The following is a 25,374-nucleotide window of genomic DNA, read 5'->3' on the forward strand; positions in this document are numbered from 1 at the left end:
TCAGGCTGCGCGATTGTAGCGCGCACCAGCCGCGGCGCCCGTTTCAGGCGGGGTTGGCGCACTGCACCGGCTGGGCATGGAGCAGTGTGGTCAGCACGGCGGGCGCCAGGCTCACCAGGAAGCCGCGCCGGCCGCCGTTGATGTAGATGCGCTCCAGCGCCAGCACCGAGGCTTCCACATAGACCGGCATCGCCTTGCGCACGCCGAACGGCGAGGTGCCGCCGACCTGGTAGCCGCTGTGCCGCTGCGCCACCTCCGGCTTGCAGGGCTGCACGCTCTTGCGGCCGGCCTGGCGCGCGAGGTTTTTGGTGGAGACCGAGCAGTCGCCGTGCATCAGCACGATCAGCGGCTTGGCCTGCTCGTCTTCCATCACCAGCGTCTTGATCACGTGATGCTCGTCCACGCCCAGCTGGCGCGACGATTCGGTGGTGCCGCCGTGGTCGACGTAGTCGTAGGCGTGTTCGGTGTAGGCGATGCCGTGCGCCTTCAGGAACTGCGTGGCGGGCGTCTCGGAAACGTGGCGGGGTTTGCTCATGCGGAAAGCCTATCCGCGCGGATGGTGCTGTGCATGCAGGGTGCGCAGCCGCTCGCGCGCGACATGGGTGTAGATCTGCGTGGTGGAGATGTCGGCGTGGCCGAGCAGCATCTGCACCACGCGCAGGTCGGCGCCGTGGTTGAGCAGGTGCGTGGCGAAGGCGTGCCGCAGCGTGTGCGGCGACAGCGGCGCGTGGATGTCGGCGCGCTGGGCATAGCGCTTGATCAGGTACCAGAAGGCCTGGCGCGTCATGCCGTCGCCGCGCGCGGTGACGAACAGCGCATCGGCGGTGCGCTCGCCCAGCAGCGCGGTGCGGCCGTCGCGCAGGTAGCGCCGCAGCCAGTCGCCGGCCTCGGCGCCGAACGGCACCAGCCGGTCCTTGCCGCCCTTGCCGCCGATCACGCGCACCACACCCTCGTTCAGGCCGATCTCGACGGTCTTGAGCGCGACGATCTCCGACACGCGCAGGCCGCTCGCATACATCAGCTCGATCATGGCGCGGTCGCGCAGGCCGAGCGGGGCGTCGACATCGGGCGCGGCGATCAGCGCCTCGACCTGCGCCTCGGACAGCGTCTTGGGAACGCGCGGCGGCTGCTTGGCGGTCGACAGCAGGCGCGTCGGGTCGGCGCTGACCACGTGCTCGCGCAAGGCCCATTGGAAGAAGCGCTTGAACACCGTGCGCCGCCGGTTGGCGGTGGAGGCGAGGCTGTCTTCGTGGCGGGCGGCGAAGTAGTCGGAGAGGTCGACGTCCTCGGTCTGGTCGAGCGCCTTGCCGCGCCCGGCGAGCCACTGCGCGTAGAGCGTCAGGTCGCGCCGGTAGGCATCGAGCGTGTTGCGGGCGAGGCCGTCCTCGAGCCACAGCGCGTCGCAGAAGCGCTGGATCGCCTCCGTGCTGCTCGGGGGCAGGGTTTCGGGGGCGGCCTGGGTCATGCCAGCATCACGCCTTCGTGGCGCAGCAGCCAGCGCTTGACGTTCAGGTGGAACCCGTCCTCATCGTGGTTGGAGAAGCCGCCGATGCCCGAGGCGCTCACCACGCGGTGGCAGGGGATGAGGATCGGATACCAGTTCGCGCCGCACGCCTGGCACACGGCGCGCGGTGCGCTGCGGATCTGCTTGGCGAGGGTGCCGTAGGTGGTGACGGCGCCGCGCGGCACCGCGCAGATGGCGTCCCACACGCGGTGCTGGAAGCCGGTGCCGGTGTGCGTGAGCGGCACGTCGAACACGGCATCGGCATCGTCGTAGTAGGCATCGAGCTGATGCGCCAGCCGGCGGATCAACGGGTCCGCCGAGTCGACGGTGCGCGCGCTGTCAGGCAGGTAGACGATCTCCCACAGGGCGCCCTCGACCACGCGCACGCCCAGCTTGCCGAAGGGCGCTTCCAGAACGGCGTCGAACGGGGATGGCATGGCGGTGTGCGGCACGGAAAAGCGATCCTGCGAATCTAGCACAGGCGCGGTCTCCGGGCGGGCACCGCCCCGGCCGCGCGGCCCGCGCTCAGGTGCCGAGCAGTCCGCTTTTGAGGTCGCGGTCGACCGGGTCGTCGCCGATGAAGATGCGCAGCACGGCCTGGTAGAAGTCTTCGCCGGGAATCGGCCGGCCGCGCGCCACGCCGTTGACCGAGAGGACCGTGCCGGCCTGGGGCGTGTAGTCGACGTTGATGGTGTCGCCGCGGCGGGTCGCGCCGATCTTGCGCATCGCGTCTTCCAGCTGCCTCAGGCGGTCGGCCAGCTTGCGCACCTGCGCCTCGGTTTGGTTGCGGTGGATGCCATCGACGAGCGCGTGGATGAAGGTGTCGGCGCCGACGTCGCGCAGCGGATGGATCTGCAGCCGCTTCGGCCCCTTCATGCCGAGGATCACGGCGGCGTTCTTGGCCCGCTCGGGCAGGTATAGCCCGGCCACGTAGCCCTTGATCATGAAGAACGAGCGCAGCCCCGTGCCGTTGAGCGGCAGCTCGTGGCCGGCCAGGCGCACCGCCTCGTCGAAGCGCACGCCCTCGATGTCCGCGGCCGCCCATGCCGGCCAGGCGCATGCGGCGAGCAGCGCGGCGCCGGCTACGCCCCGGCGCCATGCGCGCGGCGTGCCGAGGGAGCGGGCACGCGCAGCAAAACGCAGCGCGCGGCGGATGAAAGCGCGGGTGGAAAACATCGGGGGAAAGCGGTTTTTATTGGAGTCATATCTTGGCGATTTTGCAAATCGGGGCAATTGGTATCTGCCCTGATGAACAACTGTTTGCGTACCGCCTGGTATAAGGCTTTGCGCCCATCCGCGTTAACACGGAGTTGGATGGATTAGGGGGCTGCCATCCGCCGTGGTTTAAAACCAGGGCCGATGCGCATTAAGCGATGCGCGGCATTTCGATGCAATCGAAAAAACCGCGCTATTGAGCCAGCGCCCACGCCACGTGCTCGCGCACCAGTGCGGAGGGATCCTCCGCGCGCGTGAGCAGCGCGGCACGCAGCCGTGCGTGCGCGGGCTCGGGCAACGGCGCCCGCAGCGCATTGCCCAGCGCCACGGCGAGATTGCGCAGCCAGCGCTCGTGCCCGATGCGGCGAATCGGACTGCCTTCCAGCCGCTGGTTGAACTGGTCTTCCGTCCAGCCGAACAGATCGACCAGCGCCGTGGCATCGAGGCCGTTGCGCACGTCGAAATCCGGCAGGCTCGCATGCACGGCGAACTTGTTCCACGGACAGGCCAGCTGGCAATCGTCGCAGCCGTACACGTGGTTGCCCATCGCCGCGCGCAGCTCGACCGGAATCGCGCCCTTGTGCTCGATGGTGAGATACGAGATGCAGCGGCGCGCATCCACCACGTAGGGTGCGACGATGGCCTGCGTGGGGCAGACCTCGATGCAGCGTGTGCAATGGCCGCAGCGGGGCGTGACGGGCGGGTCCACCGGCAGCGGCAGGTCGATCAGGATCTCGCCGAGGAAGAACATCGAGCCGGCGTCGCGGTCGAGCAGCAGCGTGTGCTTGCCGCGCCAGCCCAGCCCGCCGTTGGTCGCCAGCGCGACTTCCAGCACCGGCGCCGAATCGGTGAAGACGCGATAGCCGTAGGGCCCGACCGCGCCGGCGATCCGCTCGGCCAGCTTCTGCAGGCGCTGGCGCAGCACCTTGTGGTAGTCGCGGCCGCGCGCATAGAGCGAGACGGTGGCGTCTTCGGGGCGGCGCAGGCGGTCCCATTCGATGGCGCGCCAGTCGTCGCCGGCAGCCGGAGCCGCGCCGCGATGTGGCACATACGGCATCCGCGCGACGATGGCGCGTACCGTTCCGGCAACAAGCTCGGCCGGACGTGCGCGGAGCATGCCATGGTTCGCCATATAATCCATGTCACCGTGAAACCCCTGCGCAAGCCACGTCCGCAGCCCGTCTTCGGCGTGCGACAGGTCAATGTCGGCGATGCGGATGGCGTCGAAGCCGAGTTCGGTGCCCCAGGAACGGATCTGTGCGACAAGCGCGGCCATCCCGGCCTCATCGGCGGGCAGGCGCGCATCGAGACCCGGTTCGGGCAGTGACGTGGGGGTTCCGGACATGCCTAAATTGTACGCAATGCCTCCTGTGCCCACCGTGCCGCCCGCCGCCGCTCCCGCCGGCCCGACCGAACCGCTCGCCGAGCGCACCGTGCCGCTTGTTGATGAGGCCGCCACCGCCGTGTTCGGCGCGGCCTTCGCGCAGGCCGTGCGGGCGCTGGGTCCGCGGCCCCTGCAGGTCCAGCTCTCGGGCGACCTGGGCGCGGGCAAGACCACGCTGTCGCGCGCCATCCTGCACGGCCTGGGCCACACCGGCCGCGTGCGCAGCCCCACCTATACGCTGGTCGAGCCCTACGAGGTGCCCGGAGCTTCCGGCACGCAGAAGGTCTACCACTTCGACCTGTACCGTTTCGTCGATCCCGAGGAATGGACCGACGCGGGCTTTCGCGACTGCTTCGCCGAGCCCGCGCTGTGCCTGGTCGAATGGCCCGAGAAGGCGCAGGCGCTGCTCGGCACGCCCGACCTGCACATCGCCCTGGCCGTCGACACGGTGCACGAAACCTACGACGACGGCGTTGAACACGCACCACGCCTCGCGCGCCTGAGCGCACGCACGCCGACCGGCCTTCAACTGTTGCAACTGCTGCCCCCATGCTGATCAAGCATCTGCCGACCGACCAACCGGACGATTCCCACCTGCCCAGCCAGGCGCGCAGGCAATGGCTGTCGCGCATGGCCCGGGCGGGCGCCGGGACGGTCGTCCTCAGCCTGGCCGGTCCGCAGATCGCCTTCGGCGCCAACATCGTGGCGGTGCGCGTGTGGCCGGCGCAGGATTACACGCGCGTGACCATCGAGTCGGACACCGCGCTGTCGGCCACGCACCAGCTGGTGGCGGACCCAGACCGCCTGGTTGTCGACATCGACGGCCTTGACCTGAACCCGACGCTGCGCGAGCTGGTGGCCAAGATCACGCCGAACGATCCGTACATCCGCCAGGTGCGCGTGGGCCAGAACCGGCCGCGCGTGGTGCGCCTGGTGTTCGACCTGAAGGAGAGCGTCAATCCGCAGGTGTTCACGCTGCTGCCGATCGCCGGCTATCGCAACCGGCTGGTGTTCGACCTGTATCCGGCCAATCCGCTTGACCCGCTGATGCAGCTGGTGCGCGCGACCGAAGACAAGCAGCAGCGCTTCATCGCCTCGGGCGGCGCGCCGATGCCGGCACCGGCCGAGGACGACGATCCCATCGCCGCGCTGGCGCGCCGCAGCGCCGGCAGCCCGGCGTCCGCGGCCACGCGGCCGGCCGCGGATGGGCGTCCGGCGTTGGCCAATCGCGCGCCGTCGCGCAAGCCCGCGTCGCCCGCCGCCGACAATCCGCCGGCGCTGGCCAACGCGCCGATGTCGCCGCCGCTGGCGATCGAACCCGAGCCGCCGGTGCCGCGCGGCGCGGCTGCCGGTCCGCGCATGCGCCGGCTGCTGACGGTGGCGATCGATCCCGGCCACGGCGGCGAAGACCCGGGCGCCACCGGCAGCGCCGGCACGCACGAGAAGGACGTGGTGCTGTCGGTCGCCCGCCTGCTGCGCGCCAAGATCGACGCCCAGCCCAACATGCGCGCCATGATGACGCGCGACGCCGACTACTTCGTGCCGCTCAACGTGCGCGTGCAGAAGGCGCGCCGCGTGCAGGCCGACCTGTTCGTCTCCATCCACGCCGATGCCTTCCTGTCGCCGGAGGCGAAGGGGGCATCGGTGTTTGCGCTGTCCGAGCGCGGCGCCTCCAGCGCCCAGGCCAAGTGGCTCGCCAACAAGGAGAACGCGGCGGACATGATCGGCGGGGCCAACCTGGGCTCCAAGGATGCGCAGGTCACGCGCGTGCTGCTGGACCTGTCGACCACCGCGCAGATCAGCGACAGCATGAAGGTCGGCCGGTCGGTGCTGGAGCAGATCGGCGGCATCAACCGCCTGCACAAGGGACAGGTCGAGCAGGCCGGGTTTGCGGTGCTGAAGGCGCCGGACATTCCGTCGATCCTGATCGAGACGGCGTTCATCAGCAACCCGGAAGAAGAGTCCAAGCTCACCGACAGCGCCTACCAGAACCAGCTGGCCGAGGCGATCCTGCGCGGCATCCGCGCCTACTTCGCCAAGAACCCGCCGCTGTCGCGCAATCCGGGCGTGTGACGGCCGGCGGCGATGCTGTCCTGAGCGCGCCGGCGTAGATCGTGGTGTGGCCGATCAGGCGGGCTGGCCGGCGCGGTCGGCGGCCCGGTCTTCCGCGTGCGCGATGCGATCCGCGTACCGGCGCGCCAGCGTCGAGCAGACGATCAGCTGCAGTTGGTGATAGATCATGATCGGCAGCACGATCAGGCCCAGCGCCGGGTTGCCGGCAAACAGGATCTTCGCCATCGGCACGCCGTTGGCCAGGCTCTTCTTCGAGCCGCAGAACACGGCGGTGATCTCATCGGCCAGGCCGAAGCCGAAGCGCCGCGCGATCCACGTCGTCGCGCCCAGCACCACGAACAGCAGCGCGCCGCTCATGATCGCCACGGCGACGATGGTCTCCCACGGATACTTCGACCACACGCCCGCATGTGTCGAATCGGCGAACGAGTTGAAGACGATCAGCAGGATCACCGCGCGATCGACCTTGTTGATGATCGCCTTATACCGCGTGATGAAGCCGCCGATGGCCGGGCGCAGCAGCTGGCCCAGCACGAAGGGCAGCAGCAACTGCTCGGCCACGCCCAGCAGTGCCTTGCCGACCGGCAGCTCCGCGCCGGAGGCCTGGATCACGAAGCTCATCAGCAGCGGCGTGGCCACCATGCCGATCAGGCCCGAGATGGTGGCATTGAAGATGGCGGCCGGCACGTTCCCCTTGGCCATCGCGGTCATCGCCACCGACGACGACACCGTGGACGGCAGCGCGCACAGGTAGAACACGCCCAGCAGCAGCTCGGCCGGGATGAAGGGCTTGCATGCGACCAGGATCGCCGCGCCGATCAGCGGGAACAGGACGAACGTGCAGCTCTGCACGAACAGGTGCAGGCGCCAGTTGCGCGCGCCTTCGACGATCTTCTCGCGCGACAGCGCCGCGCCGTGCAGGAAGAACACCAGCGACACCCCCAGCACGGTGACGATATCGAGGTGCAGCGGCCCCGCGCTCGCGCCCAGCGACGGGAACAGCAGGGCCAGCAGGACCATCACCAGCATGGCGCGGATGAAGCCGTCGATGCGGGAAAGGAAGGGGATCTTCATGTGCTTGCGCAGCCACGGCGCCGATCGGATCAAGGGATGGCCGCTATTGCACGCCATCCCCGCCTAGAATACAAATGCATTGATCGAATCAATTCATACGGTACCCACATGAATGTGACGCTGCGCCAGTTGCGCGTCTTCCTTGCCGTGGCACGCGCGCACAGCTTCAGTCGCGCGGGCGACACGATCGGCCTGACCCAGCCGGCCGTCAGCCGGTCGATCTCGGAGCTGGAAGGCGAACTGGGGCTCAAGCTGCTTGACCGCACCACGCGCGAGGTGGTGCTGACCGAGGTGGGGCGCTCGCTGGCGACGGCGCTCGAGCGCCTCGTCGCCGACCTGGACGACACGCTGCACCAGGCGCGCCAGGTGGGCGAGCAGCGGCGCGGCCGCGTGGTGGTGGCGTCGAGCCCGACGGTGTCGACGCGGCTGATGCCGCTCTACGTGGCCGAGTGCGCCAAGCGCTATCCCGACATCCGCATGATCGTGCGCGATTCGGTGCAGGTCGATACGCTGCAGCTGATCCGCGGCGGCGGCGCCGACTTCGGCGTGGTGATCGAGCCGCTGGACACCGAGGGCCTGTGGACCGAGCCGCTGCTGACCGATCCGTTCTGCCTGGTGTGCCGGCGCGACCATCCGTTCGCGCGGCGCGGCAGCGTGCGCTGGAAAGAGCTGCACCGCACCGCCATCGTGCTGCTCGACCACGCTTCCGGCAGCCGTCCGCTGCTCGACCGCATCTTTCTGCGCCACGGCGTGCAGCCCGATGTGGCGCAGGAGATGGGGCATACCGCCGCCGTGTTCGGCATGGTGGAGGCCGGCATCGGCGCGGGCGTGGTGCCGGCGCTTTCGCTGCCGCTGCCGTCGTCGTCGCAACTGGTGTCGGTGCCGCTTGCGCCGCGCGAGACGCGCGGCATCGTATTGGCGCGGCGGCATGACCGCTCGCTGTCGCCGGCGGCCGAGGCGGTATGGCAGATGATCCGCCGCATGGCGCTGCCGGCCGGCTAGCCGCATCAGGGCCTCGCGGCGCTATTTGGCGGTCGGCATGGCGAACTCGGCGCCCTTGCCGATACTGGACGACCAGCGCTGCATGACCGACTTCTGCCGCGTATAGAAGCGCACGCCTTCTTCGCCATACGCATGCATGTCGCCGAACAGGCTCTTCTTCCAGCCGCCGAAGCCGTGCCAGGCCATTGGTACCGGGATCGGCACGTTGATGCCCACCATGCCGACCTGGATGCGGCGCGCGAACTCGCGTGCGATGCCGCCGTCGCTGGTGTAGCAGGCGACGCCGTTGCCGTATTCGTGGGCATTGATCAGCGATACCGCCTCGGCGAAGTCCTTCACGCGCACGCAGCCCAGCACCGGGCCGAAGATTTCCTCCTGGTAGATCCGCATCGACGGTGTGACGTGGTCGAACAGCGTGCCGCCGGTGAAGAAGCCTTGCTCACGGCCGGGCACGCGCAGGCCGCGCCCGTCGACCACCAGCTTCGCGCCTTCGGCCACGCCCTGTTCAACGTAGCCTTCGATGCGCTGCAGTGCTTCGCGGGTGACGATCGGCCCCATCTCCACGTCGGGCATCATGCCGTCGCCGACGACGAGTGTGCGGGCGCGTTCGGCCAGCGCCGGCACGATGCGGTCGGCCACGTCGCCGACCAGCACCGCGATGCTGGTCGCCATGCAGCGCTCGCCCGCCGAGCCGTAGGCCGCGCCGATCAGGGCGTCGACCGCCTGGTCGAGGTTCGCGTCGGGCATCACGACCAGATGGTTCTTGGCGCCGCCGAGCGCCTGCACGCGCTTGCCCGCCTGCACGCCGCGCTGCTGGACGTAGGCCGCGATCGGCGTGGAGCCGACGAAGCTGACCGCCTGCACGTCGGGATGGTCGAGCAGCGTATCGACCGCCGGCTTTCCGCCTTGCACGACGTTGAAGACGCCGGCGGGCAGGCCGGCCCGCATCAGCAGATCGGCGATGAACAGCGATGCCGACGGGTCGCGCTCGCTCGGCTTGAGCACGAAGGTGTTGCCCGCCGCAATCGCCACCGGGAACATCCAGCACGGCACCATGCACGGAAAGTTGAACGGCGTGATGCCGGCTACGACACCCAGCGGCTGGCGCATCGTCCAGTTGTCGATGCCGGTGCTGACCTGATCGGTGTAGTCGCCCTTGAGCAACTGCGGAATGCCGCAGGCGAACTCGATGATGTCGATGCCGCGAGCCACCTCGCCCTGCGCATCCGAGAACACTTTGCCGTGCTCGGCGGTAATGATGGCCGCGAGCGCGTCGCGATGCTCGTTCATCAGTTGCAGAAAGCGATGCAGTACGCGCGCGCGCCGGATCGGCGACGTGTCGGCCCAGGCGGGAAAGGCGGCCTTCGCGGCGGCGACGGCCTGGTTCACCTCGTCCGCTTCGGCCAGCGCGACGCGCCGGGCGGCCTTGCCGGCAGCGGGATTGAACACGTCCTGGAAGCGACCGCTGCGGCCAGGCAGTCGCGCGCCGTTGATGTAGTGGCCGACGTCTGCGTCGGAGGTGAAGGCGGGGTGCATCGTGTCTCCTGTTGGCTGGGGGAAGCTGCAGTCTAGGCAGCCGCCCGGCACCGGAGAAGCCCGGTACGCTTGAATCACTGTTTGGATTAGTGAACAATCAAATGATGAATCTGAAAAATATCCAGACGCTGCTGCCGCACATCCATTCGCTGACGGTGCTCGCGACGACGAACAGCTTCACCGCCGCGGCCCAACGTCTGGGCATCAGCAAGGCGGCCATGAGTCAGCGCATTGCCGACCTCGAGAAGGCGGCAGCGGTGCCGCTGGTGCGACGGACGACGCGCAGCGTACGCCTGACCGAGGCCGGGCAGACGCTGGTCGACAGCACGCGCGACGCCTACGAGACGATCGCCGTGCATTTCGCGCGCGTGAAGGATCTGGCCGGCGAGCCGCGCGGGCTCGTGCGCGTGACCGTGCCGGTCGCGCTCGGCCGGCAGCAGATCGTGCCGCTGCTGCCGGCCTTCCTGCAGCGCTACCCCGGCGTGCGCATTGAGCTGGACCTGTCGGATCGGTTGCACTCGCTCACGCAGGAGGGCTTTGACCTGGCGATCCGTCATGTGACGGCTGCGCCGGAAACGCACGTCGCCTGGACGCTGTGCCGGACGCAAGCCGTGCTCGTGGCCAGCCGGGATTACCTGGCGCGGCGCGGCACGCCCGAGCATCCGCAGGCGCTGGTGGATCACGATTGTCTGTATTACCTGCGCGGCAATGAGCCGGCGGCGTGGAGCTTCGAACCGCGTGGCCGAAAGCGCGGCCGCGTCAGCGTGCCCATCCGCGGCTGCTTTGCCGCCAACAACAGCGAGGCGATGCGCGAGGCGGCGCTCGGCGGGCTTGGCATCGCGCTGTTGCCGGACTTCAGTGCTCAACACGACATCGATGCGGGCCGGCTCGTGCCGGTGCTTGAAGCGTGGCGACCGGTCGGGGTGTTTGGCGAGCAGATCCTTGCCATCCGGCCGTACAGCCCGGTCGTGCCGAGCGCTGTCAGCGCGCTGGTGCAGCACTTGCGCACGCAGCTTGCCGGGGGTTTTTCGGGGCCGCCGCGGGGTGGAGCGGCGGGCTGAAAAAGGCGCCTGCATGACAGGCCGAAGGAGGGGGCGCTGCCCGCGATAGATCGCGGCCGAGCAGGCCAAGCGCGCCGGTTTGCCGTTAGCTAAAACCGTTCACCGTCCACGGCCTGCGCCGTATCGGTTCGACGCGGCTCAACGAGGTGGGCTTGAGCCGCGGCTGCTGTCGCGCTTGTCCTCGAATTAGCCGCTTTCCGGTGTCTGCGTGTCCAAGGGCACGACGACTTGCTGGAACCCTTGGCCCGAATGGGTTGCGACAGCAACCGTGCGTTCGACGAGTTGCTTCGCAAGCCAATCCAGTGGGTGCGACTGCGCGAGGCCTGGGAGACGCACATCCCGTGGCCGGCATCCCGAGCCGACCCTTGAGTCCATCCAGGGTGATCTTCCCGACGATACATCAGCCGCCTGGCGACCGGTGCGCGCCCGTCCGTAAACCACTGCCTGACGCTCACAGCCAGTCGGCCTTACTTCGGCTGCATGCGGATGGCGCCGTCGAGCCGGATCGTCTCGCCGTTGAGCATCGGGTTCTCGATGATGGCGCGCGCCAGCTGCGCATACTCCGCCGGTTTCCCCAGCCGCGGCGGGAACGGCACCATCTTGCCCAGCGCATCCTGCACCTCCGGCGGCATGCCCAGCAGCATCGGCGTCTCGAAGATGCCCGGCGCGATCGTCATCACGCGGATGCCGTCGCGCGACAGGTCGCGCGCGATCGCCAGCGTCATCGCCACCACGCCGCCCTTGGATGCCGCATAGGCGGCCTGGCCGATCTGCCCGTCGAACGCCGCCACCGACGCGGTGTTGATGATGACGCCGCGCTCGCCGCCGGCATTGGGGGCGTTGGAGGTCATCGCCGTGGCCGCCAGGCGGATCATGTTGAACGTGCCGATCAGGTTGATGTTGATGACGCGCGCGAACTGGTCGAGCGGGTGCGGTCCGGCCTTGCCCACCGTGCGCGACGCCGGGGCGATGCCCGCGCAGTTCACCAGCCCCGCCAGCGCGCCGAGCGAGGTGGCGGCCTGCACCGCGGCCTGGCCGTCGGCTTCCGAGCTGACGTCGCAGCGCACGAAGCGCCCGCCGATCTCCTGCGCCAGCGCCGCGCCGGCGGCCTCGTTCAGGTCTGCGATCACCACCTTGCCGCCGGCCTCCGCCAGCGCGCGCGCCGTTCCCGCGCCCAAGCCCGACGCGCCGCCGGTGACGATGAACACCTGATCGCGAATCTCCATGCCTGTCTCCTGATGGGGTCTTCGAGGTAATTGACGTTTACGTCAACGTCATATGTTACCGCGAAGCCGGCGGTGGACGGCAGGCCGGGCGGTCGGCGCGCGCAAAAAAAACGCTCCGGCAAGCGGAGCGTTTCGGTGGTGCGGTGTAGCGGCCGGGTCAGGCTTCCAGTGCGCCGAACACGCGGCCGGTGATGTCTTCCACGTTGCCGATCCCGCTGATCTTGCGGTACTTGGGCGGCGCCACCTTGGCGGCACCGTTGCCGTTCTCGGCCCAGCCGGAGTAGTAGTCCACCAGCGGGCGGGTCTGGTTCTCGTACACGGACAGGCGCTTGCGGACGGTTTCTTCCTTGTCGTCGTCGCGCTGGATCAGCGGATCGCCGGTTTCGTCGTCCTGGCCCTCGTTCTTGGGCGGGTTGTACTTGACGTGATAGGTCCGGCCCGAGGCCACGTGCACGCGGCGGCCGCTCATGCGCTCGATGATGGCGTCGAACGGCACGTCGATCTCCAGCACGTAGTCGATCGGCACGCCGGCATCCTTCATGGCTTCGGCCTGGGGGATGGTGCGCGGGAAGCCGTCGAACAGGTAGCCGTTCTTGCAGTCGGACTGCTGCAGGCGGTCCTTCACCAGGCCGATGATGATGTCGTCGGACACCAGGCCGCCGGCGTCCATCACCTTCTTGGCTTCGATGCCCAGCGGGGTGCCGGCCTTGACGGCGGCGCGCAGCATGTCGCCGGTGGAGATCTGCGGAATGCCGAAGCGTTCGCAGATGAATTTGGCTTGCGTACCTTTGCCGGCGCCGGGTGCGCCCAACAGAATCAACCGCATGGTGACGAGTTCCTCAAGTTTTAAATTCCGGTGCGCCAATTGCTTGAAACGCGTTGGGAATCGGTCCGGTGCGCGGGACCGATTCCCAAAACGTCTGGTGATGCGAGCAACGCAAACGGGGAGCCTAGCGGGCGAACTTGACGCCAGCCTTACCAGGACACTGGGAATGAGGCTCCGCCGGACGGCAGCGCCCATGGCTCGATTTGTCTCCGTGCCATCGCTGCCGCGCCTGTCGTGGGCGGCGGCATGCGACTTGTCATCCTCGCGATTATGCCATGGCGGCGCGGGGGGATTGCCGCGCGGCGGGGCAAAGTTCCCGCTAGGGCCCGTCCTGCGACAATAAATCGCTCCATGCCGCGCGCACGCGGGCGAGGTCTTCCGCCGTATCGACGCCGGCGGCCGGTGCATCGTCGGTGGTCAGCACGGCGATGCGTTCGCCGTGCCACATGGCGCGCAGTTGCTCGAGCTGCTCGGTCTGCTCCAGCGGCGCGGCGGCCAGCTGCGGGAAGCGTCGCAGGAAGGCGGCACGGTAGGCGTAGATGCCGATATGGCGCAGCACCGGCATGGCGGGCAGCGGGCGTTCGGCGGCGGGCTGGTCCAGCGCGGCGGGCGTCCAGGCATCGCGCGCCCAGGGCAGCGGGGCGCGCGAGAACAGCAGCGCGCGCTCGGCGGCGTCCAGCACGACCTTGACCACGTTCGGGTTGAAGATGTCGGCGGCGGCGCGGATGGGATGGGCGGCGGTGGCGATGGCGCAATCGGCGTGGTCGCGCAGGTGCGCGGCCACGTTGTCGATCAGCGTCGGGGCGATCAGCGGTTCGTCGCCCTGCACGTTGACGACGATGGCGTCATCGGGCAGCGCCAGCACGGTGGCGACCTCCGCCAGCCGGTCCGTGCCCGACGCGTGGTCGGCACGGGTCAGCACCGCCTCGATATGGTGCTGCATGCAGGCATCGGCCACCGAGACGGCATCGGTGGCGACCACCACGCGCGCCGCCGACGACTGGTGCGCGCGTTCGGCCACGCGCACCACCATCGGCTTGCCGCCGATGTCGGCCAGCGGCTTGTTGGGCAGCCGCGTGGAGGCGAGCCGCGCGGGGATGACGGCAATGAACGGCGCGTGCGACATGGCGGGGCGTCGTCCGCGTCAGGCCGGATCGACCGGCGTGCCTTCGACGGTCTGGCGCGCCTCGTCGGCCAGCATCACGGGGATGCCGTCGCGGATCGGATAGGCCAGCTTGTCGACGTGGCAGATCAGTTCGTTATGGGCGCGGTCGTGTTGCAGCGTGCCCTTGCACAGCGGGCAGACCAGGATTTCCAGCAGGCGATTGTCCATGACGGTAAGGCTCCGGGGCGGGCGGCACGGCAGCCCGCCGATGCGGCGGGGGCACAGTCGTTATTGTGCGCCAGCCTGAGAAGTTGAGCGATCGGCCAGGGCGCGCACGCGCCGGCAGACCTGTTCGACCAGCGCGGCATCGACCACCGGCGTGGTCGGCACCACCCAGATGCGCGGGTCGTCGAGATGGCCGCATTTTACGGCATCCTTTTCGGTGATCAGGATGGTTTCGGCGCCGGCATCCGCGAACGGGTTGTCTGCAAAGTCGTAGTGGTCGGGCAGCGGCAGGGTGGCCGGCTGGAGCCCGGCGGCGCGCAGCGAGGCGAAGAAGCGCTCGGGGTTGCCGATGCCCGCGGCGGCCAGCAACTGATCGCCCGACAGCCGCGCGAACTGGCTCAGCGGACGGCGCAGCGCCGGATCGGCCAGGTTGTATGCATCCTGCAGGTCCAGCCGCATGCCGTAGATGTCGGGGCGGTCGTGCGTGGCGCGGTAGTTGGGGTCGTTGATCAGCGTGGCGTCGCGGCGGCGGGTCATCGGCTCGCGCAGCGGGCCGGCCGGCAGCAGGAAGCCGTTGCCGCCCATGCGCAGGTCGAACACCACGATCTCGATGTCGCGGCGCAGGCGGTAGTGCTGCAGGCCGTCGTCGCAGATGATCACGTTGCAGCCGGGGTGCGAGGCCAGCAATGTCTGCGCGCACAGCACACGGTCGGGGTAGACCCAGACCGGAAGATCGGTGGCACGGGCGATCAGCAGGGGCTCGTCGCCGACGTCTTCCGCGCGGGAATGCTCGCGCACCGGGCGCGGGTGCTTGAGCAGCGCGCCGTAGCCACGCGAGACGATGCCGGGGCGCAGGCCCGCGTCGGCCAGCGCCGAGGCCAGCGCGATCACGGCCGGCGTCTTGCCGGCGCCGCCGACGGTGACATTGCCGACCACCACCACCGGCACCGGCAGGCGCACCGAGCGCAGCCAGCCCCAGCGGAACAGCCGCCGGCGCAGCCCGCTGACGGCCCCGAACAGCAGCGACAGCGGCCACAGCATCCGCGCAAACCAGCCGCGCCGCTGCCATTGGCGGGTGACGAAGCTGGCTAGGCGGTGCTGGGCAACGGGCATGCGGTGCGGGCGGGGTCAGCGAGCGGCGTTGCCGGTCTGGGTGGCGAAGGTCAGGTGCGACAAGCCGGCCACGCGGGCGGCTTCCATCACGTTGACGACAGCCTGGTGCGCGGCCTGCGCATCGGCGTTGATCACCACCACCGGCTCGGGACCGCCGCCGCTGCCCGCGGCACTGCGCAGGGCATCGGACAGGCTGGTCACGTCGCGGGTGTCGAGCACCTGCTTGTCGACCGAATAGACGCCGTTGGCCGTGATCGATACGACGATCTGGCCCGGGCGCTCGGTGGCCTTCGCCGCGTCGGCGGTCGGCAGGTTGACCTTCAGTTCGGTGTAACGGGAATACGTGGTCGTGATCATCAGGAAGATGAGGATCACGAGCAGCACGTCGATCAGCGGGATCAGGTTGATCTCCGGCTCTTCGCGGGCATGGCGCGGGCGGAAGCGCATGGCTTGCTCCAGTGCGTGCCGGTCAGCCGCGCCGCGGCGGCAGGATCGCGTCGAGGTACGTGGCGGACAGGTGCTCGAGTTCGACCACGTAGCTGTCGACCACGCCACGGAAGTAGCGCCAGAAGATCAGCGTCGGGATGGCCACCACCAGGCCCAGCGCCGTGTTGTACAGCGCGACCGAGATGCCGTGCGCGAGCGTCTGCGGGTTGGTGCCGGCGGCGGTCTGGCTGCCGAAGATCTCGATCATGCCGACCACGGTGCCGAACAGACCCATCAGCGGCGCCACCGAGGCGATGGTGCCGAGTGCGTTCAGGTAGCGCTCCAGGCGGTGGGCGACGTTCTGACCGGCTTCTTCCACCACTTCCTTGGCGGCTTCGCGCGTGGTGGCCGGATGCAGCACCACGTGGCGCAGTGCGGCGGCCAGCACGCGGCCCAGCGGCGAGCCCTGTTCCAGCGTGTTCACGACTTCTGGCGTCGCCTTGCGCTGGTGTGCCACCGCCAGGGCCTCGTCATACACCTTGGGAGGAATGATCTTCTTGCGCTGCAAGGCGACGAAGCGTTCGATGATGAGCGCCAGGGCGAGCACCGAGGCAATCAGCAGCGGCCAGATCGGCCAGCCGGCGGCTTGGATGATGGAAAACACAGGACAACCCGTTTTGTCGTAATGGAAAAGATGCGCCTGACTGGCGCCCGATTGCCGTTATTGCCGCCCGCGTCCCCGAACACGGTTCGTTGCGGCAAAAACAGGCGCCACTCTAGCGCGTCGGACCTGCCTCGGCAACTCGATGGCGCACTGCGGCGATGCGCATGTGCGACGCTCGGCGGCCGCGCGCGCCGCACGATGCCATGGCAATCCACAACGGGCCGGGACAGCGCTGTGGAACGGTTGTGGACATTGCCAGGACAAACAACTCAAGTCGTTGATTCAAAAGGGGGTTCCTGATCCTGCTTAAAAATTGGGCAGAAGCGCTTGGAGCAGGGCCTCCGGCGGAGAAGCGGGTGAGCGTCGCGTACAGAACCGGTCCCGGTTGCCGTCATTGCCGCCGGCATCGCCGAACGCGGGGCGGCATCACGGCGCAGCCTCGCAATGGGGCGCGCTTGCGGATGTCGGCTGCGGAGCGCGGTGGTTTGGGCCCGCGCAATCCACAACGGACCGGGACAGTGTTGTGGACGGGTTGTGGACATTGTCAGGACAAATACCTTAAGTCATTGATTGGAAAGGGGGTTCCTGCTTCTGATTAAAAAATGAGCAAGAAGGTTCATGTGCCGCGTGCCGGGTGGAAAAGCGGATGGGGAGGGCGCCCGGCGCGCGTTTCGACAGTGTCCGCGTCTCCTGAGCCGTGCCATCCCGCGCTTCGGACCGGCTCGACGGTGCGGCGGCATGTTGTGCCGATGCGCGTTTCTGCGTGTCGCAAGCGAATCGCGCTGATCCAGGCCGGTCAATCCACAGCGGACCGGGACAGTGTTGTGGACCGGTTGTGGACATTGCCGGGACAAGCAACTTAAGCCATTGATTGGAAAGGGGGTTCCTGGATTTGCTTAAAAAATGGGCAAACGGGTTCCCGTACCGGGTGCCGGGCAGAAAGCCTGTTGGGGATGGCGTCCAACGGCCTCCCGGTCGACGCTGCTGCCGCGTGTCTTCCAAAAAACGGGGCTCGCGCTGCGTGTCGGCCGGCTCGACCATGCAACGGCACGCCATCGGGCGGCGCGTCCGCCGGTGCCGGAAACGGATCGCGGCGTCCGAATCCGCACAATCCACAATGAACCGGGACAGTGCTGTGGACCGATTGTGGACATCCTCAGGAAAAACAGCTTAAGTGACTGATTCAAAAGGATGTTCGAGATCCCGCCTAAAAATTGTGCAGGCGGGATTGCATGCCACGGAGAGCGGTGCGAAACCCGGCGCACCCCAGGTTTTATCCACTGCCCGGGCACGATCTCGAGGTTTTCCAGCACCGCTGTGGATAACTTTGTGAACATCCTTGGGGCGCTTGCGCTAAATGCTTGACGCAGAACGGAATTACTTACGCTGCTGAAAATTTGACATTGCGGATTTATCATAAGAATCAATGGGTTGCGTAGAAATGCAGAGAGCGCGTCACGTGAGGTCTGTCAAGCTTGACAAGGGCGGTATGCTGTGGACAGGTAGGCACCGGTTGCCGGTTTCACTCATCTATTCAGGGTAGACCTCGCCCCGGAACCCCATTGCATTGCGCTGGATCGACCACTTCATGACCTCTCCGCCGCCCTCTCGCCGCCCTTTCTGGATGGATACTCCGGCCGCCGCGCCGGCATCGCCATCGGCCGTTCCGGCACCCCCGCCGCCCTCGCCGGTCGGGCCGGGGCGGGGCGGGCAGGAGGTGCTGTCCGTCTCCGAGGTCAACCGGCGCATCGCCGGGCTGCTGGAGCGCCACTTTGCGCTCGGCTGGGTGCGCGGCGAGATTTCGAACTTCACGCGCGCCGGCAGCGGGCACTGGTATTTCTCGCTCAAGGATGCCGGCGCGCAGATCCGCTGCGTGATGTTCAAGGGCCGCAACCAGTACGCCGATTTCACCCCGCGCGAGGGGGAGGCGGTCGAGGTGCGCGCGCTGGTCACGCTGTACGAGGCGCGCGGCGAGCTGCAGTTGAGCGTCGAGGCCATCCGCCGGGCCGGCCTGGGCAATCTGTACGAGGCCTTCCTGCGGCTCAAGGCGGCGCTGGAGGCACAGGGGCTGTTCGATGCGGCGCGCAAGCGTCCGCTGCCGCGCCATCCGCATGCGATCGGCGTGGTGACCTCGCTGCAGGCGGCGGCATTGCGCGATGTGCTGACCACGCTGCATCGGCGCGCGCCGCATGTGCCGGTGGTGGTCTATCCCGTACCGGTGCAGGGCGCCGGCGCGGCCGAGCGGATTGCGGCCATGCTCGATCTCGTCAACGCGCGGGCCGAAGTCGATGTGATCATCCTGTGCCGGGGCGGCGGCAGCATCGAAGACCTGTGGGCCTTCAACGAAGAGCCGGTCGCGCGCGCCGTGGCGGCCTCGGACATTCCCATCGTGGCCGGCGTCGGCCATGAGACCGACGTCACCATCGTCGATTTCGTCGCCGACGTGCGCGCGCCCACGCCGACCGGGGCCGCCGAACTGGTCAGCCCCGACCGCGCCCGCATGCTGCGCGATGTGGCGGGCTGCTGGGACGCGCTGTCCGCGACGCTGCGCCGGCAGCTGGACCGCCGCGCCCAGACGGTCGACTGGCTGGCCCGCCGCCTGCGCAGCCCGCAGGCGCAGATGCGCGAACGGCGCGCCGGGCTGGCGCATCTGGAAGGCCGCCTGCGCTTCGCTCTGCATGGCCGCGTGCAGCGCGCCGAGCATGGGCAGCGCCTGCTGGCGATGCGGCTGGACGCCGCCCGGCCGGACATCGCGCGCGAACGCACCGCGCTGCAGGGCATCGAGGCCGCGCTGGCACGCGCCATGCGCGCCACGCTGGACCGTGCGCAGACCCGCCTGTCGCATCATCAGGCCGGGCTGGAACTGCTGGCGCCGCAGCGCACGCTGGAGCGCGGCTACGCGGTGCTGCTCGATGCCAAGGGGCAGGCCATCCGCGATCCGGCCGCGCTGCATGCGCGCGCGCGCATCGAGGCGCGGCTGGCGCGGGGCGCGGTCGATATCGAGATCGCTCAGGTCCAGCCCAAGCTGCCCGAGATGTGACCGGCGCATGAACACGTAGCGATGTCGTGCGATTCCGTACCTGTTTCGCGGGTATTCCGGTGATTCGGCGTGCGGTTTGCGCCGGTTTTGCATCTCTCCTACAATCTTCGCTCCCAACCCACGCAACCCACAGAAGGGAAGAACAATGGCCCACACGCTCCCCCCGCTGCCGTACGCACTCGACGCCCTGGCGCCGCACATCTCCAAGGAAACCCTGGAGTTCCACTACGGCAAGCACCACCAGACCTACGTCACGAACCTGAACAACCTGATCCCGGGGACCGAGTTCGAGAACCTGAGCCTGGAAGACATCGTCAAGAAGTCCTCGGGCGGCCTCTTCAACAACGCCGCGCAGGTGTGGAACCACACGTTCTACTGGAACGGCCTGAAGCCCAACGGCGGCGGCGCTCCGGCCGGCGCGCTGGCTGACGCCATCAACGCCAAGTGGGGCAGCTTCGACAAGTTCAAGGAAGAGTTCACCAAGGTCGCCATTGGCACCTTCGGCTCGGGCTGGGCCTGGCTGGTGAAGAAGGCGGACGGCTCGCTGGACCTGGTGTCCACCTCCAATGCCGCCACGCCGCTGACGACGGACGCCAAGCCGCTGCTGACCTGCGACGTGTGGGAACACGCCTACTACATCGACTATCGCAACGCCCGTCCGAAGTACGTCGAGGCGTTCTGGAGCCTGGTCAACTGGGATTTCGTCGCGAGCAACTTCGCCTGAGTCCCGGCTGTAGCGGGACAATATAGTTCGGAAAATGGCGTAATAGTTTGGAAAATTCGAACGTGTTGTGGCGCTAAAGTTCGGAAAGCGTAATTAGATCAAGGCCCTCTGCAAGTGAACTGCACCCCAAAAGTTGGACATCTGTTCAACCTTTGGGGTGTTTTTCATGGCGAAGTATGAAGAGGCGTTCAAGCGCCAAGTAGTTCAGGAGTATTTGAGGGGGGCCGTTGGGACCGCAGGGCTGAGCCAGAAGTACGGGATAGGCCGTTCTGTGATCCGGCGCTGGATCAACGCGTGGCAGCGCCATGGGAAATCCGGACTACGCAAGAAGCATGAAGCGTATAGCGCCGAGTTCAAGCTGACGGTGCTGCAGCGCATGTGGCGCGACGAGTTGTCCTATCAGCAAGTCAGCGCTGTGTTCGATTTGCGTGAGGCTGGCGGCGTCAGCCGCTGGGACCGCCAGTATCATGAGGGCGGTTTCGACGCCCTACAGCCGCGCCGCAAAGGCGGGGCACCCATCATGTCCCAGTCCAAGCAAGATCCCCAACCCGCTGCGCAGCCGGCTCAAGACGAGCGCTCGCGCGAGGATTTGCTCAAAGAGAACGAGTGTTTGCGCGCGGAGGTGGCGTACCTAAAAAAGTTAGATGCCCTGCTGCGTGCCAAACAGCAGCAGGCACCAAAGAAAAAGCGCAAGTCGTGAGTGCGCTGCGTGAGCGGCATTCATTGTCGAGCTTGCTCAAGGCCGCGAATCTCGCACGCAGCACGTACTACTACCAGATGGCGACAAGCCAGGCAGAGGATCGTCACGGCGCGCTCAAGGAGCGCATTCAGCACATCTATGCCCAGCACAAGGGCCGATATGGCTACCGCCGGATCACGGCGACGCTCCGTCGGGCAGGGACGTTGGTGAATCACAAGACCGTACAGCGATTGATGTCGGCGCTACAGTTGAAGTCACTCGTGCGGCCGAAGAAATACCGCTCTTACCGCGGGCAAGTCGGGCGGGTTGCTCCCAATCTGCTACAGCGCGAGTTTGAGGCGAGCAAGCCGAACGAGAAGTGGGTAACGGACGTGACGGAGTTCAACGTCGGCGGCAAAAAGCTGTACCTGTCGCCCGTCCTGGACCTGTACAACGGAGAGATCGTCGCCTGGCAAACCAGTGAACGACCTGATTACACGCTGATCCGGGAGATGCTCGACAAGGCGTTGCGCAAGCTGCGCCCGTGCGAGACGCCGATGCTGCATTCGGATCAAGGCTGGCCGTATCAAATGGCAGCGTATCGTCGCAAACTGGCCGCGCGAGGCCTGCGCCAGAGCATGTCCCGCAAAGGCAACTGCCTAGACAATGCGGCAATGGAAAGCTTCTTCGGCACACTCAAGTCAGAGTGCTTCCGGTTAGAGCGCTTCGCGGACATCGACCAACTGCGACGCGCCATTGCCGAATACATCCGGTACTACAATCACGAGCGCATCAAGATCAAGCTAAAAGGGCTGAGCCCTGTGCAATACAGGACTCAGCCCTTGGCCGCCTAAATTACCCGTCCAACTTTACGGGGTCAGTTCAGTAATCCCGTGCCCCTCCCAATTGGAGTCATCGCGCGAGGTGGACATCCCGACAACACCCTGGAGATCGGAAGGCTGCCGTGGCTCGACTTCCTGTGCGAATCCGTACAATTCGAACGAGCCAGATCTGAGGGAATCCCTGCGTGCGACGAGAAGCCGGCGAAAGTCATCGTCGAGGGTTTCACGCATGCTGAGTGAGATGTCAACGAACCAAGCCTCCTTGCGCAACGACTTGGCGATCCTTGAGGTGCGCAGGAATCTCCTGAATTCCTTCTCCCCCTCCAATTTCGGTCGCACGTTGCCGATGAGTGTGGTCTTGCTCTGGTCGGAGTTCGACCATGGCGGCGCATCGTCGTAGTTGACGATGACCACCTCACCGATTGAAGCGTCGACCCCAGCCTCGTACTTTTTCCGGACATCTTCCACGTGCTGGACTTCCAAGCTGATTCTCTGTTTGCATTCGATGATCAATCGAACGTCATCCGGGGTCGCCTGGGCAACGCTGGAAACGACGATGTCCGGCCGCATGTCTACATCGCTCCTGTTTCGGTAGGTAGGCTGATAGATGAAGGTGCTCGAATTGCCAACGTGTGTCGCCAGCGTCGCCTCGCGCCCTAGCTCGATCAACGAGCGACCGTCGTGGTTGACCGCCAGCTGAAATCCGAATTGCGCGAACTCCGACAAGGACACCGCGATCACCCAGATCTCGTAGATCTGCCAACGGAATTTCCAGAACGGGAGTTCGATGAACTCCGAGGCGACCAATTCAATGGCGTCGGGATCGAAGGCCTTGGCAACCGCGGACAACTTCGCTGGATAATCCGGGTGACTCGTTACGCGAGATATTAATTGCGCTGAGGGTCGTTCACCGGTTCCACCAAGATAGTAGTTGTTCAACCCTCGAAAGATTCCCGCTTGGTCCGGGCCGTATCGATCCCGCGCATTGGCTAGGATCCTGAAGATCTCGACGCCTTTCCAGTTGAGATCTTTGCGGGGCAGCCCCTTATGGTCCGGCCCGAAGACGTCACGGGCCAACCAGTTCATGATTTCGTTTTTGGTCCTGAACATTAGTTCGGGCGAGGGCTCCACGCTAGTCTTGATTTCATCGAAGAGCCTAAAGGCCTCGGGAGAGAAGCCGATCTGTTCGTCGGCGGACGCGATCTCCCACTCGATTTTGGCCCCCTCCCTCGATCGCAGGAAGTTCGCCCGCGCGCAATACGCTAGGATCTCCTTGTACATTTCAGCCAGAGGCTCCGCGGCCATCATCAGAGCTCGGAGATACTGTTTGGCAGAGACGTTCCGCGCGCGAAGCGCCGTCAGGAAAGATCCATCGGGTAGATCGAGTGAACGCTTCAGTTCCTTGTAGAGAGCCGCATCACGGCCGCGGTCGGGATTGAAGTCAAAATTCTTATTGGCCTTCAGGTAGTTGTGCAAATCTGCAGCGTTTCGGATCGTCTTGGTGGCTTGATTCATTGTCGTCCTCTCAAAATACTGGGTATTCGCATTTGCTGGCTGATGCACTCACTGCATGCATTGCAATGCAAGAGTCGAGAAAATCGGCAACGTGACTTCGCTGGAGATGTGGCTGTCCCACTTTGATCCTGAGAAGCCATTGCATCAACTTAAATGACGTGATAATCGTTTCGAGGACTATCGGAAGGGGAGTTGCATTCTGGTGACTACAATGGCGATTGCTCGCACCAATTTTTTTCATACCTGATCGATTTCATGTAGGGTGCATCCTTGAGCAATTGACTCAGAATCGTTCGAGCTTGATCGAAAGTTCTCCTGGCACCCGTATCATGAGTAAGAAGGCCATCGAAATAAAGTGCGACGGCGCAATATGTGGAATCGATCAGATCACTTCTGTGAGATCTGCTGCCAATATCTTTCGGATCCCCTTTGGAGCTACGATGGACGGATCTGATGGAGAAACATAGGGGAAACGCAAAATTCATGGAGAGTAGCAGGTCTTGTAGGGTGCTCGGACAGGCTGCGGGACTAGCAAGCTGCAACATCGCATCCGATTGCACAATGATGCTTTTGAGAAAGTTGTGCCTGAACTCTGACGTCCATTCGTTCTCTTTTCGAAGGATTTTGACGTCGCTTTCTCTGAAGGTCTGCAGCCATCCGCTCAACACGTCCTTCATCGCTTCTGCTGCGGGCGATAAATTTTCGAGATACAGACGTGCCTCATGCATTTTTTCTTGCACGCCTAGCTGAACCCTATGATCCGAATGCATGCGGCCAATTTCCCGACTAAGCCTGGCGAAGTTTTTGGTTGAACGGGAATCAATCAAATTCATCCGTTTACGCAATTGTTTAGGGGAAAGCTGGCACAGCGGATTCATCGGTTTTGCAACCAGCACTTGATCAGGATAGGTGCGCAGTATGTCAAAGTTCTCTGCAACGCCACACTCATCCCTTGCATTGAGAGCCTCAATTGCGAAGTATTCGGTCAACACCACTAGGTGCTGCTTGCTTTGTTTTAGCCAGTCGGCTAGGCCGCGATCCTTGGCATAGCTGATGTCGAGAACTTTTCTGCAAACCGCCATTGAATGTCCAAGTATTTATAGAGAAGCATTCCGACCAGGGAAAGTTATCTCTCGTGTGCGGCCGCTTATGGCTGCTCTGCGAAGCCCCCTTGATTTACTCTTACCCATACACCCCAGGGCACTTCTGATCGAGCGTTGCCACTCTATGGCCGTGTGAGGCTTGAGCTAAGCTGCGGCTCATATCCACTTTATGGCAGCCGCAAGGACTGCATCAACGACCTCGGCGACGCCAGCAGTTGCACGTCCCTCTAGCACCACCCCCATCTCCATCGAGTTCTCAAGTGAGGCCGCCGTGACGTTTGATGACCCGAGATAGGCGGCGCTGCGATCGCAGAGCACCGCCTTCGCGTGAAACGTCTCTCGGCCGCCATCCATTCGTGCAATCGAGTAGTTGAAGACCTGCACGCGGCTCGCCTTGAGCCACGGTGCGATAGCGTCGAATCCGACCGGGTAGTCTTCCCGCTTGGTGTCTTCCAGGCTGCGAAGAATCAGGATGCGCTCGACCCCGGGGGGCACGTGCGACAGCAGCTCCTGTAGCCAAGCAGCTCCCGTGCGGTCGAAGAACGGCGTCATGACGATCACGCGCCGCCGCGCGGTTCGAACCAGGCCGTGAAAGGCGTGCTCGGTGGATTCCAGGCCTGTCGTTCGCCAACCCAGTGCCGATAGCTTCTGCTCGAGAACGCTAGGCCGCGGTGGCTTGGTGAGCACGATCTGCGCTAGGGTTGCATCCCGGTGGACGACCGACCGATAGTGCGCGACCGCATTCAGGGCAAAGGCCAGACGCGGAAAACGCAGATGCGCGTCGCTACGAGCCTTGAACCCCACCGGTGCCGCCTCAACAAGACCAAGTCCAACCGAACGTTCGAGCAGGTCCCGTGTCGCAGTCTCTTCGGTGACGCCCAACTGGGCTGCGTTGACCAACGAACGGGCCGACTGTACCGAATCGGCGGGCAGGTCTGCCCATGCTTCCAGCAGCGCTGCTGCGAGGCTAGCTTTGTCGGCTAAGCCGGCCACGGCCGCTTGTTCGAAAGCGGTTAGCTTTTGCGCAGACATGGTTG

General features: G+C 65.9%; 24 protein-coding genes. 7 read left to right on the plus strand and 17 right to left on the minus strand.

From position 1 onward, the window contains the following. Nucleotides 1–43 precede the first annotated feature (43 nt). The 5 genes from ybaK to queG form a co-directional block, all read right to left on the minus strand. Entirely contained in the window at nt 44–535 is a 492-nt protein-coding gene (gene ybaK, locus GO999_RS04005; RefSeq protein WP_011002460.1) for a Cys-tRNA(Pro) deacylase, read from the minus strand. A 9-nt stretch (nt 536–544) separates the two neighbouring features. Next, nucleotides 545–1,465, minus strand: a complete 921-nt coding sequence (xerD, locus tag GO999_RS04010; RefSeq protein ID WP_211906556.1) for a site-specific tyrosine recombinase XerD — start codon at nt 1,463–1,465, stop codon at nt 545–547. Then, nucleotides 1,462–1,941 carry a methylated-DNA--[protein]-cysteine S-methyltransferase gene (locus GO999_RS04015; RefSeq protein WP_211906557.1) on the minus strand — a complete coding sequence of 160 codons (480 nt, stop codon included), beginning with the start codon at nt 1,939–1,941 and terminating at the stop codon, nt 1,462–1,464. Before GO999_RS04015 ends, xerD begins: the two co-directional genes overlap by 4 nt. 88 nt (nt 1,942–2,029) lie before the next feature. Further along, entirely contained in the window at nt 2,030–2,680 is a 651-nt protein-coding gene (locus tag GO999_RS04020) for a chalcone isomerase family protein (protein ID WP_011002457.1), read from the minus strand. Nucleotides 2,681–2,912: 232 nt separating this feature from the next. Beyond that, nucleotides 2,913–4,064 (minus strand): tRNA epoxyqueuosine(34) reductase QueG, encoded by a 1,152-nt coding sequence (gene queG / locus GO999_RS04025; RefSeq protein ID WP_069079111.1) that lies wholly within the window; start codon nt 4,062–4,064, stop codon nt 2,913–2,915. Nucleotides 4,065–4,080: 16 nt separating this feature from the next. Here queG and tsaE point away from each other — a divergent pair, with 16 nt between their 5' ends. Continuing rightward, nucleotides 4,081–4,659, plus strand: a complete 579-nt coding sequence (gene tsaE / locus GO999_RS04030; RefSeq protein WP_016725954.1) for a tRNA (adenosine(37)-N6)-threonylcarbamoyltransferase complex ATPase subunit type 1 TsaE — start codon at nt 4,081–4,083, stop codon at nt 4,657–4,659. Beyond that, complete coding sequence (locus GO999_RS04035) at nt 4,653–6,176, plus strand: N-acetylmuramoyl-L-alanine amidase (RefSeq protein ID WP_020832565.1); 1,524 nt, start codon at nt 4,653–4,655, stop codon at nt 6,174–6,176. Before tsaE ends, GO999_RS04035 begins: the two co-directional genes overlap by 7 nt. Before the next feature lie 54 nt (nt 6,177–6,230). Here GO999_RS04035 and GO999_RS04040 read toward each other — a convergent pair whose 3' ends face one another. Further along, on the minus strand, nt 6,231–7,250 hold the full coding sequence (locus tag GO999_RS04040) for a bile acid:sodium symporter family protein (protein ID WP_016724095.1): 1,020 nt from the start codon (nt 7,248–7,250) through the stop codon (nt 6,231–6,233). A 108-nt stretch (nt 7,251–7,358) separates the two neighbouring features. Here GO999_RS04040 and GO999_RS04045 point away from each other — a divergent pair, with 108 nt between their 5' ends. After that, nucleotides 7,359–8,252 carry a LysR family transcriptional regulator gene (locus GO999_RS04045; RefSeq protein WP_019718331.1) on the plus strand — a complete coding sequence of 298 codons (894 nt, stop codon included), beginning with the start codon at nt 7,359–7,361 and terminating at the stop codon, nt 8,250–8,252. 21 nt (nt 8,253–8,273) lie between these two features. Here the strand turns inward: GO999_RS04045 and GO999_RS04050 are convergent, their stop codons facing one another. Beyond that, nucleotides 8,274–9,788 carry a CoA-acylating methylmalonate-semialdehyde dehydrogenase gene (locus tag GO999_RS04050; RefSeq protein WP_111374575.1) on the minus strand — a complete coding sequence of 505 codons (1,515 nt, stop codon included), beginning with the start codon at nt 9,786–9,788 and terminating at the stop codon, nt 8,274–8,276. Between the two features lie 104 nt (nt 9,789–9,892). On the opposite strand from GO999_RS04050, the gene GO999_RS04055 reads away from it, so the two are divergent. Then, the gene (locus GO999_RS04055; RefSeq protein ID WP_111374590.1) at nt 9,893–10,849 is read left to right on the plus strand and encodes a LysR family transcriptional regulator; all 957 of its coding nucleotides are present in this window, start codon (nt 9,893–9,895) and stop codon (nt 10,847–10,849) included. Between the two features lie 467 nt (nt 10,850–11,316). On the opposite strand, the gene GO999_RS04060 is transcribed toward GO999_RS04055, so the two are convergent. The 7 genes from GO999_RS04060 to GO999_RS04090 all read right to left on the minus strand — a co-directional run bounded on the left by GO999_RS04060 (nt 11,317) and on the right by GO999_RS04090 (nt 16,434). Next, nucleotides 11,317–12,075, minus strand: a complete 759-nt coding sequence (locus GO999_RS04060) for a 3-hydroxyacyl-CoA dehydrogenase (RefSeq protein WP_211906558.1) — start codon at nt 12,073–12,075, stop codon at nt 11,317–11,319. 157 nt (nt 12,076–12,232) lie between these two features. Then, on the minus strand, nt 12,233–12,901 hold the full coding sequence (adk, locus tag GO999_RS04065; protein WP_011002448.1) for an adenylate kinase: 669 nt from the start codon (nt 12,899–12,901) through the stop codon (nt 12,233–12,235). A gap of 319 nt (nt 12,902–13,220) precedes the next feature. Further along, nucleotides 13,221–14,027, minus strand: coding sequence for a 3-deoxy-manno-octulosonate cytidylyltransferase (gene kdsB, locus GO999_RS04070; protein ID WP_011002447.1), 807 nt, complete (start codon nt 14,025–14,027; stop codon nt 13,221–13,223). 18 nt (nt 14,028–14,045) lie between these two features. Further along, nucleotides 14,046–14,234, minus strand: coding sequence for a Trm112 family protein (locus GO999_RS04075; RefSeq protein WP_003266270.1), 189 nt, complete (start codon nt 14,232–14,234; stop codon nt 14,046–14,048). Between the two features lie 60 nt (nt 14,235–14,294). Continuing rightward, complete coding sequence (gene lpxK, locus GO999_RS04080) at nt 14,295–15,344, minus strand: tetraacyldisaccharide 4'-kinase (RefSeq protein WP_043897782.1); 1,050 nt, start codon at nt 15,342–15,344, stop codon at nt 14,295–14,297. A 15-nt stretch (nt 15,345–15,359) separates the two neighbouring features. Then, a complete protein-coding gene (locus tag GO999_RS04085; protein WP_011002445.1) occupies nt 15,360–15,791 on the minus strand; it encodes an ExbD/TolR family protein in 432 nt (143 codons plus the stop codon). A gap of 22 nt (nt 15,792–15,813) precedes the next feature. Beyond that, on the minus strand, nt 15,814–16,434 hold the full coding sequence (locus GO999_RS04090; RefSeq protein WP_011002444.1) for a MotA/TolQ/ExbB proton channel family protein: 621 nt from the start codon (nt 16,432–16,434) through the stop codon (nt 15,814–15,816). 1,624 nt (nt 16,435–18,058) lie between these two features. On the opposite strand from GO999_RS04090, the gene xseA reads away from it, so the two are divergent. The 3 genes from xseA (at nt 18,059) to GO999_RS04105 (ending at nt 21,731) form a co-directional block, all read left to right on the plus strand. Beyond that, the gene (gene xseA / locus GO999_RS04095) at nt 18,059–19,474 is read left to right on the plus strand and encodes an exodeoxyribonuclease VII large subunit (protein WP_064478030.1); all 1,416 of its coding nucleotides are present in this window, start codon (nt 18,059–18,061) and stop codon (nt 19,472–19,474) included. Nucleotides 19,475–19,619: 145 nt separating this feature from the next. After that, nucleotides 19,620–20,198: a superoxide dismutase [Fe] gene (gene sodB / locus GO999_RS04100; protein ID WP_011002442.1), complete on the plus strand. Its 579-nt coding sequence runs from the start codon at nt 19,620–19,622 to the stop codon at nt 20,196–20,198. A gap of 166 nt (nt 20,199–20,364) precedes the next feature. Beyond that, a protein-coding gene (locus GO999_RS04105; RefSeq protein ID WP_089190850.1) for an IS3 family transposase occupies nt 20,365–21,731 on the plus strand; the annotation gives its coding sequence in 2 pieces (ribosomal slippage) (nt 20,365–20,839 and nt 20,839–21,731; 1,368 coding nt in all). Nucleotides 21,732–21,746: 15 nt separating this feature from the next. On the opposite strand, the gene GO999_RS04110 is transcribed toward GO999_RS04105, so the two are convergent. From GO999_RS04110 to GO999_RS04120, 3 genes are all read right to left on the minus strand, one after another. Next, a complete protein-coding gene (locus GO999_RS04110; RefSeq protein WP_211906559.1) occupies nt 21,747–23,234 on the minus strand; it encodes a hypothetical protein in 1,488 nt (495 codons plus the stop codon). 206 nt (nt 23,235–23,440) lie between these two features. Further along, complete coding sequence (locus GO999_RS04115) at nt 23,441–24,316, minus strand: hypothetical protein (protein WP_211906560.1); 876 nt, start codon at nt 24,314–24,316, stop codon at nt 23,441–23,443. A gap of 177 nt (nt 24,317–24,493) precedes the next feature. Beyond that, the gene (locus GO999_RS04120; protein ID WP_211906561.1) at nt 24,494–25,369 is read right to left on the minus strand and encodes a phospholipase D-like domain-containing protein; all 876 of its coding nucleotides are present in this window, start codon (nt 25,367–25,369) and stop codon (nt 24,494–24,496) included. Between the last annotated feature and the right edge of the window lie 5 nt (nt 25,370–25,374).

Source organism: Ralstonia nicotianae (genome assembly GCF_018243235.1).
In the GTDB taxonomy this organism is placed as follows: domain Bacteria; phylum Pseudomonadota; class Gammaproteobacteria; order Burkholderiales; family Burkholderiaceae; genus Ralstonia; species Ralstonia nicotianae.

Excerpts from the sequence above, each read along its gene's own strand:
- ybaK (WP_011002460.1), bottom strand. The coding sequence starts at position 535 with ATGAGCAAACCCCGCCACGTTTCCGAGACGCCCGCCACGCAGTTCCTG.
- xerD (WP_211906556.1), bottom strand. The coding sequence starts at position 1,465 with ATGACCCAGGCCGCCCCCGAAACCCTGCCCCCGAGCAGCACGGAGGCG.
- GO999_RS04015 (WP_211906557.1), bottom strand. The coding sequence starts at position 1,941 with ATGCCATCCCCGTTCGACGCCGTTCTGGAAGCGCCCTTCGGCAAGCTG.
- GO999_RS04020 (WP_011002457.1), bottom strand. The coding sequence starts at position 2,680 with ATGTTTTCCACCCGCGCTTTCATCCGCCGCGCGCTGCGTTTTGCTGCG.
- queG (WP_069079111.1), bottom strand. The coding sequence starts at position 4,064 with ATGTCCGGAACCCCCACGTCACTGCCCGAACCGGGTCTCGATGCGCGC.
- tsaE (WP_016725954.1), top strand. The coding sequence starts at position 4,081 with ATGCCTCCTGTGCCCACCGTGCCGCCCGCCGCCGCTCCCGCCGGCCCG.
- GO999_RS04035 (WP_020832565.1), top strand. The coding sequence starts at position 4,653 with ATGCTGATCAAGCATCTGCCGACCGACCAACCGGACGATTCCCACCTG.
- GO999_RS04040 (WP_016724095.1), bottom strand. The coding sequence starts at position 7,250 with ATGAAGATCCCCTTCCTTTCCCGCATCGACGGCTTCATCCGCGCCATG.
- GO999_RS04045 (WP_019718331.1), top strand. The coding sequence starts at position 7,359 with ATGAATGTGACGCTGCGCCAGTTGCGCGTCTTCCTTGCCGTGGCACGC.
- GO999_RS04050 (WP_111374575.1), bottom strand. The coding sequence starts at position 9,788 with ATGCACCCCGCCTTCACCTCCGACGCAGACGTCGGCCACTACATCAAC.
- GO999_RS04055 (WP_111374590.1), top strand. The coding sequence starts at position 9,893 with ATGAATCTGAAAAATATCCAGACGCTGCTGCCGCACATCCATTCGCTG.
- GO999_RS04060 (WP_211906558.1), bottom strand. The coding sequence starts at position 12,075 with ATGGAGATTCGCGATCAGGTGTTCATCGTCACCGGCGGCGCGTCGGGC.
- adk (WP_011002448.1), bottom strand. The coding sequence starts at position 12,901 with ATGCGGTTGATTCTGTTGGGCGCACCCGGCGCCGGCAAAGGTACGCAA.
- kdsB (WP_011002447.1), bottom strand. The coding sequence starts at position 14,027 with ATGTCGCACGCGCCGTTCATTGCCGTCATCCCCGCGCGGCTCGCCTCC.
- GO999_RS04075 (WP_003266270.1), bottom strand. The coding sequence starts at position 14,234 with ATGGACAATCGCCTGCTGGAAATCCTGGTCTGCCCGCTGTGCAAGGGC.
- lpxK (WP_043897782.1), bottom strand. The coding sequence starts at position 15,344 with ATGCCCGTTGCCCAGCACCGCCTAGCCAGCTTCGTCACCCGCCAATGG.
- GO999_RS04085 (WP_011002445.1), bottom strand. The coding sequence starts at position 15,791 with ATGCGCTTCCGCCCGCGCCATGCCCGCGAAGAGCCGGAGATCAACCTG.
- xseA (WP_064478030.1), top strand. The coding sequence starts at position 18,059 with ATGGATACTCCGGCCGCCGCGCCGGCATCGCCATCGGCCGTTCCGGCA.
- sodB (WP_011002442.1), top strand. The coding sequence starts at position 19,620 with ATGGCCCACACGCTCCCCCCGCTGCCGTACGCACTCGACGCCCTGGCG.
- GO999_RS04110 (WP_211906559.1), bottom strand. The coding sequence starts at position 23,234 with ATGAATCAAGCCACCAAGACGATCCGAAACGCTGCAGATTTGCACAAC.
- GO999_RS04115 (WP_211906560.1), bottom strand. The coding sequence starts at position 24,316 with ATGGCGGTTTGCAGAAAAGTTCTCGACATCAGCTATGCCAAGGATCGC.
- GO999_RS04120 (WP_211906561.1), bottom strand. The coding sequence starts at position 25,369 with ATGTCTGCGCAAAAGCTAACCGCTTTCGAACAAGCGGCCGTGGCCGGC.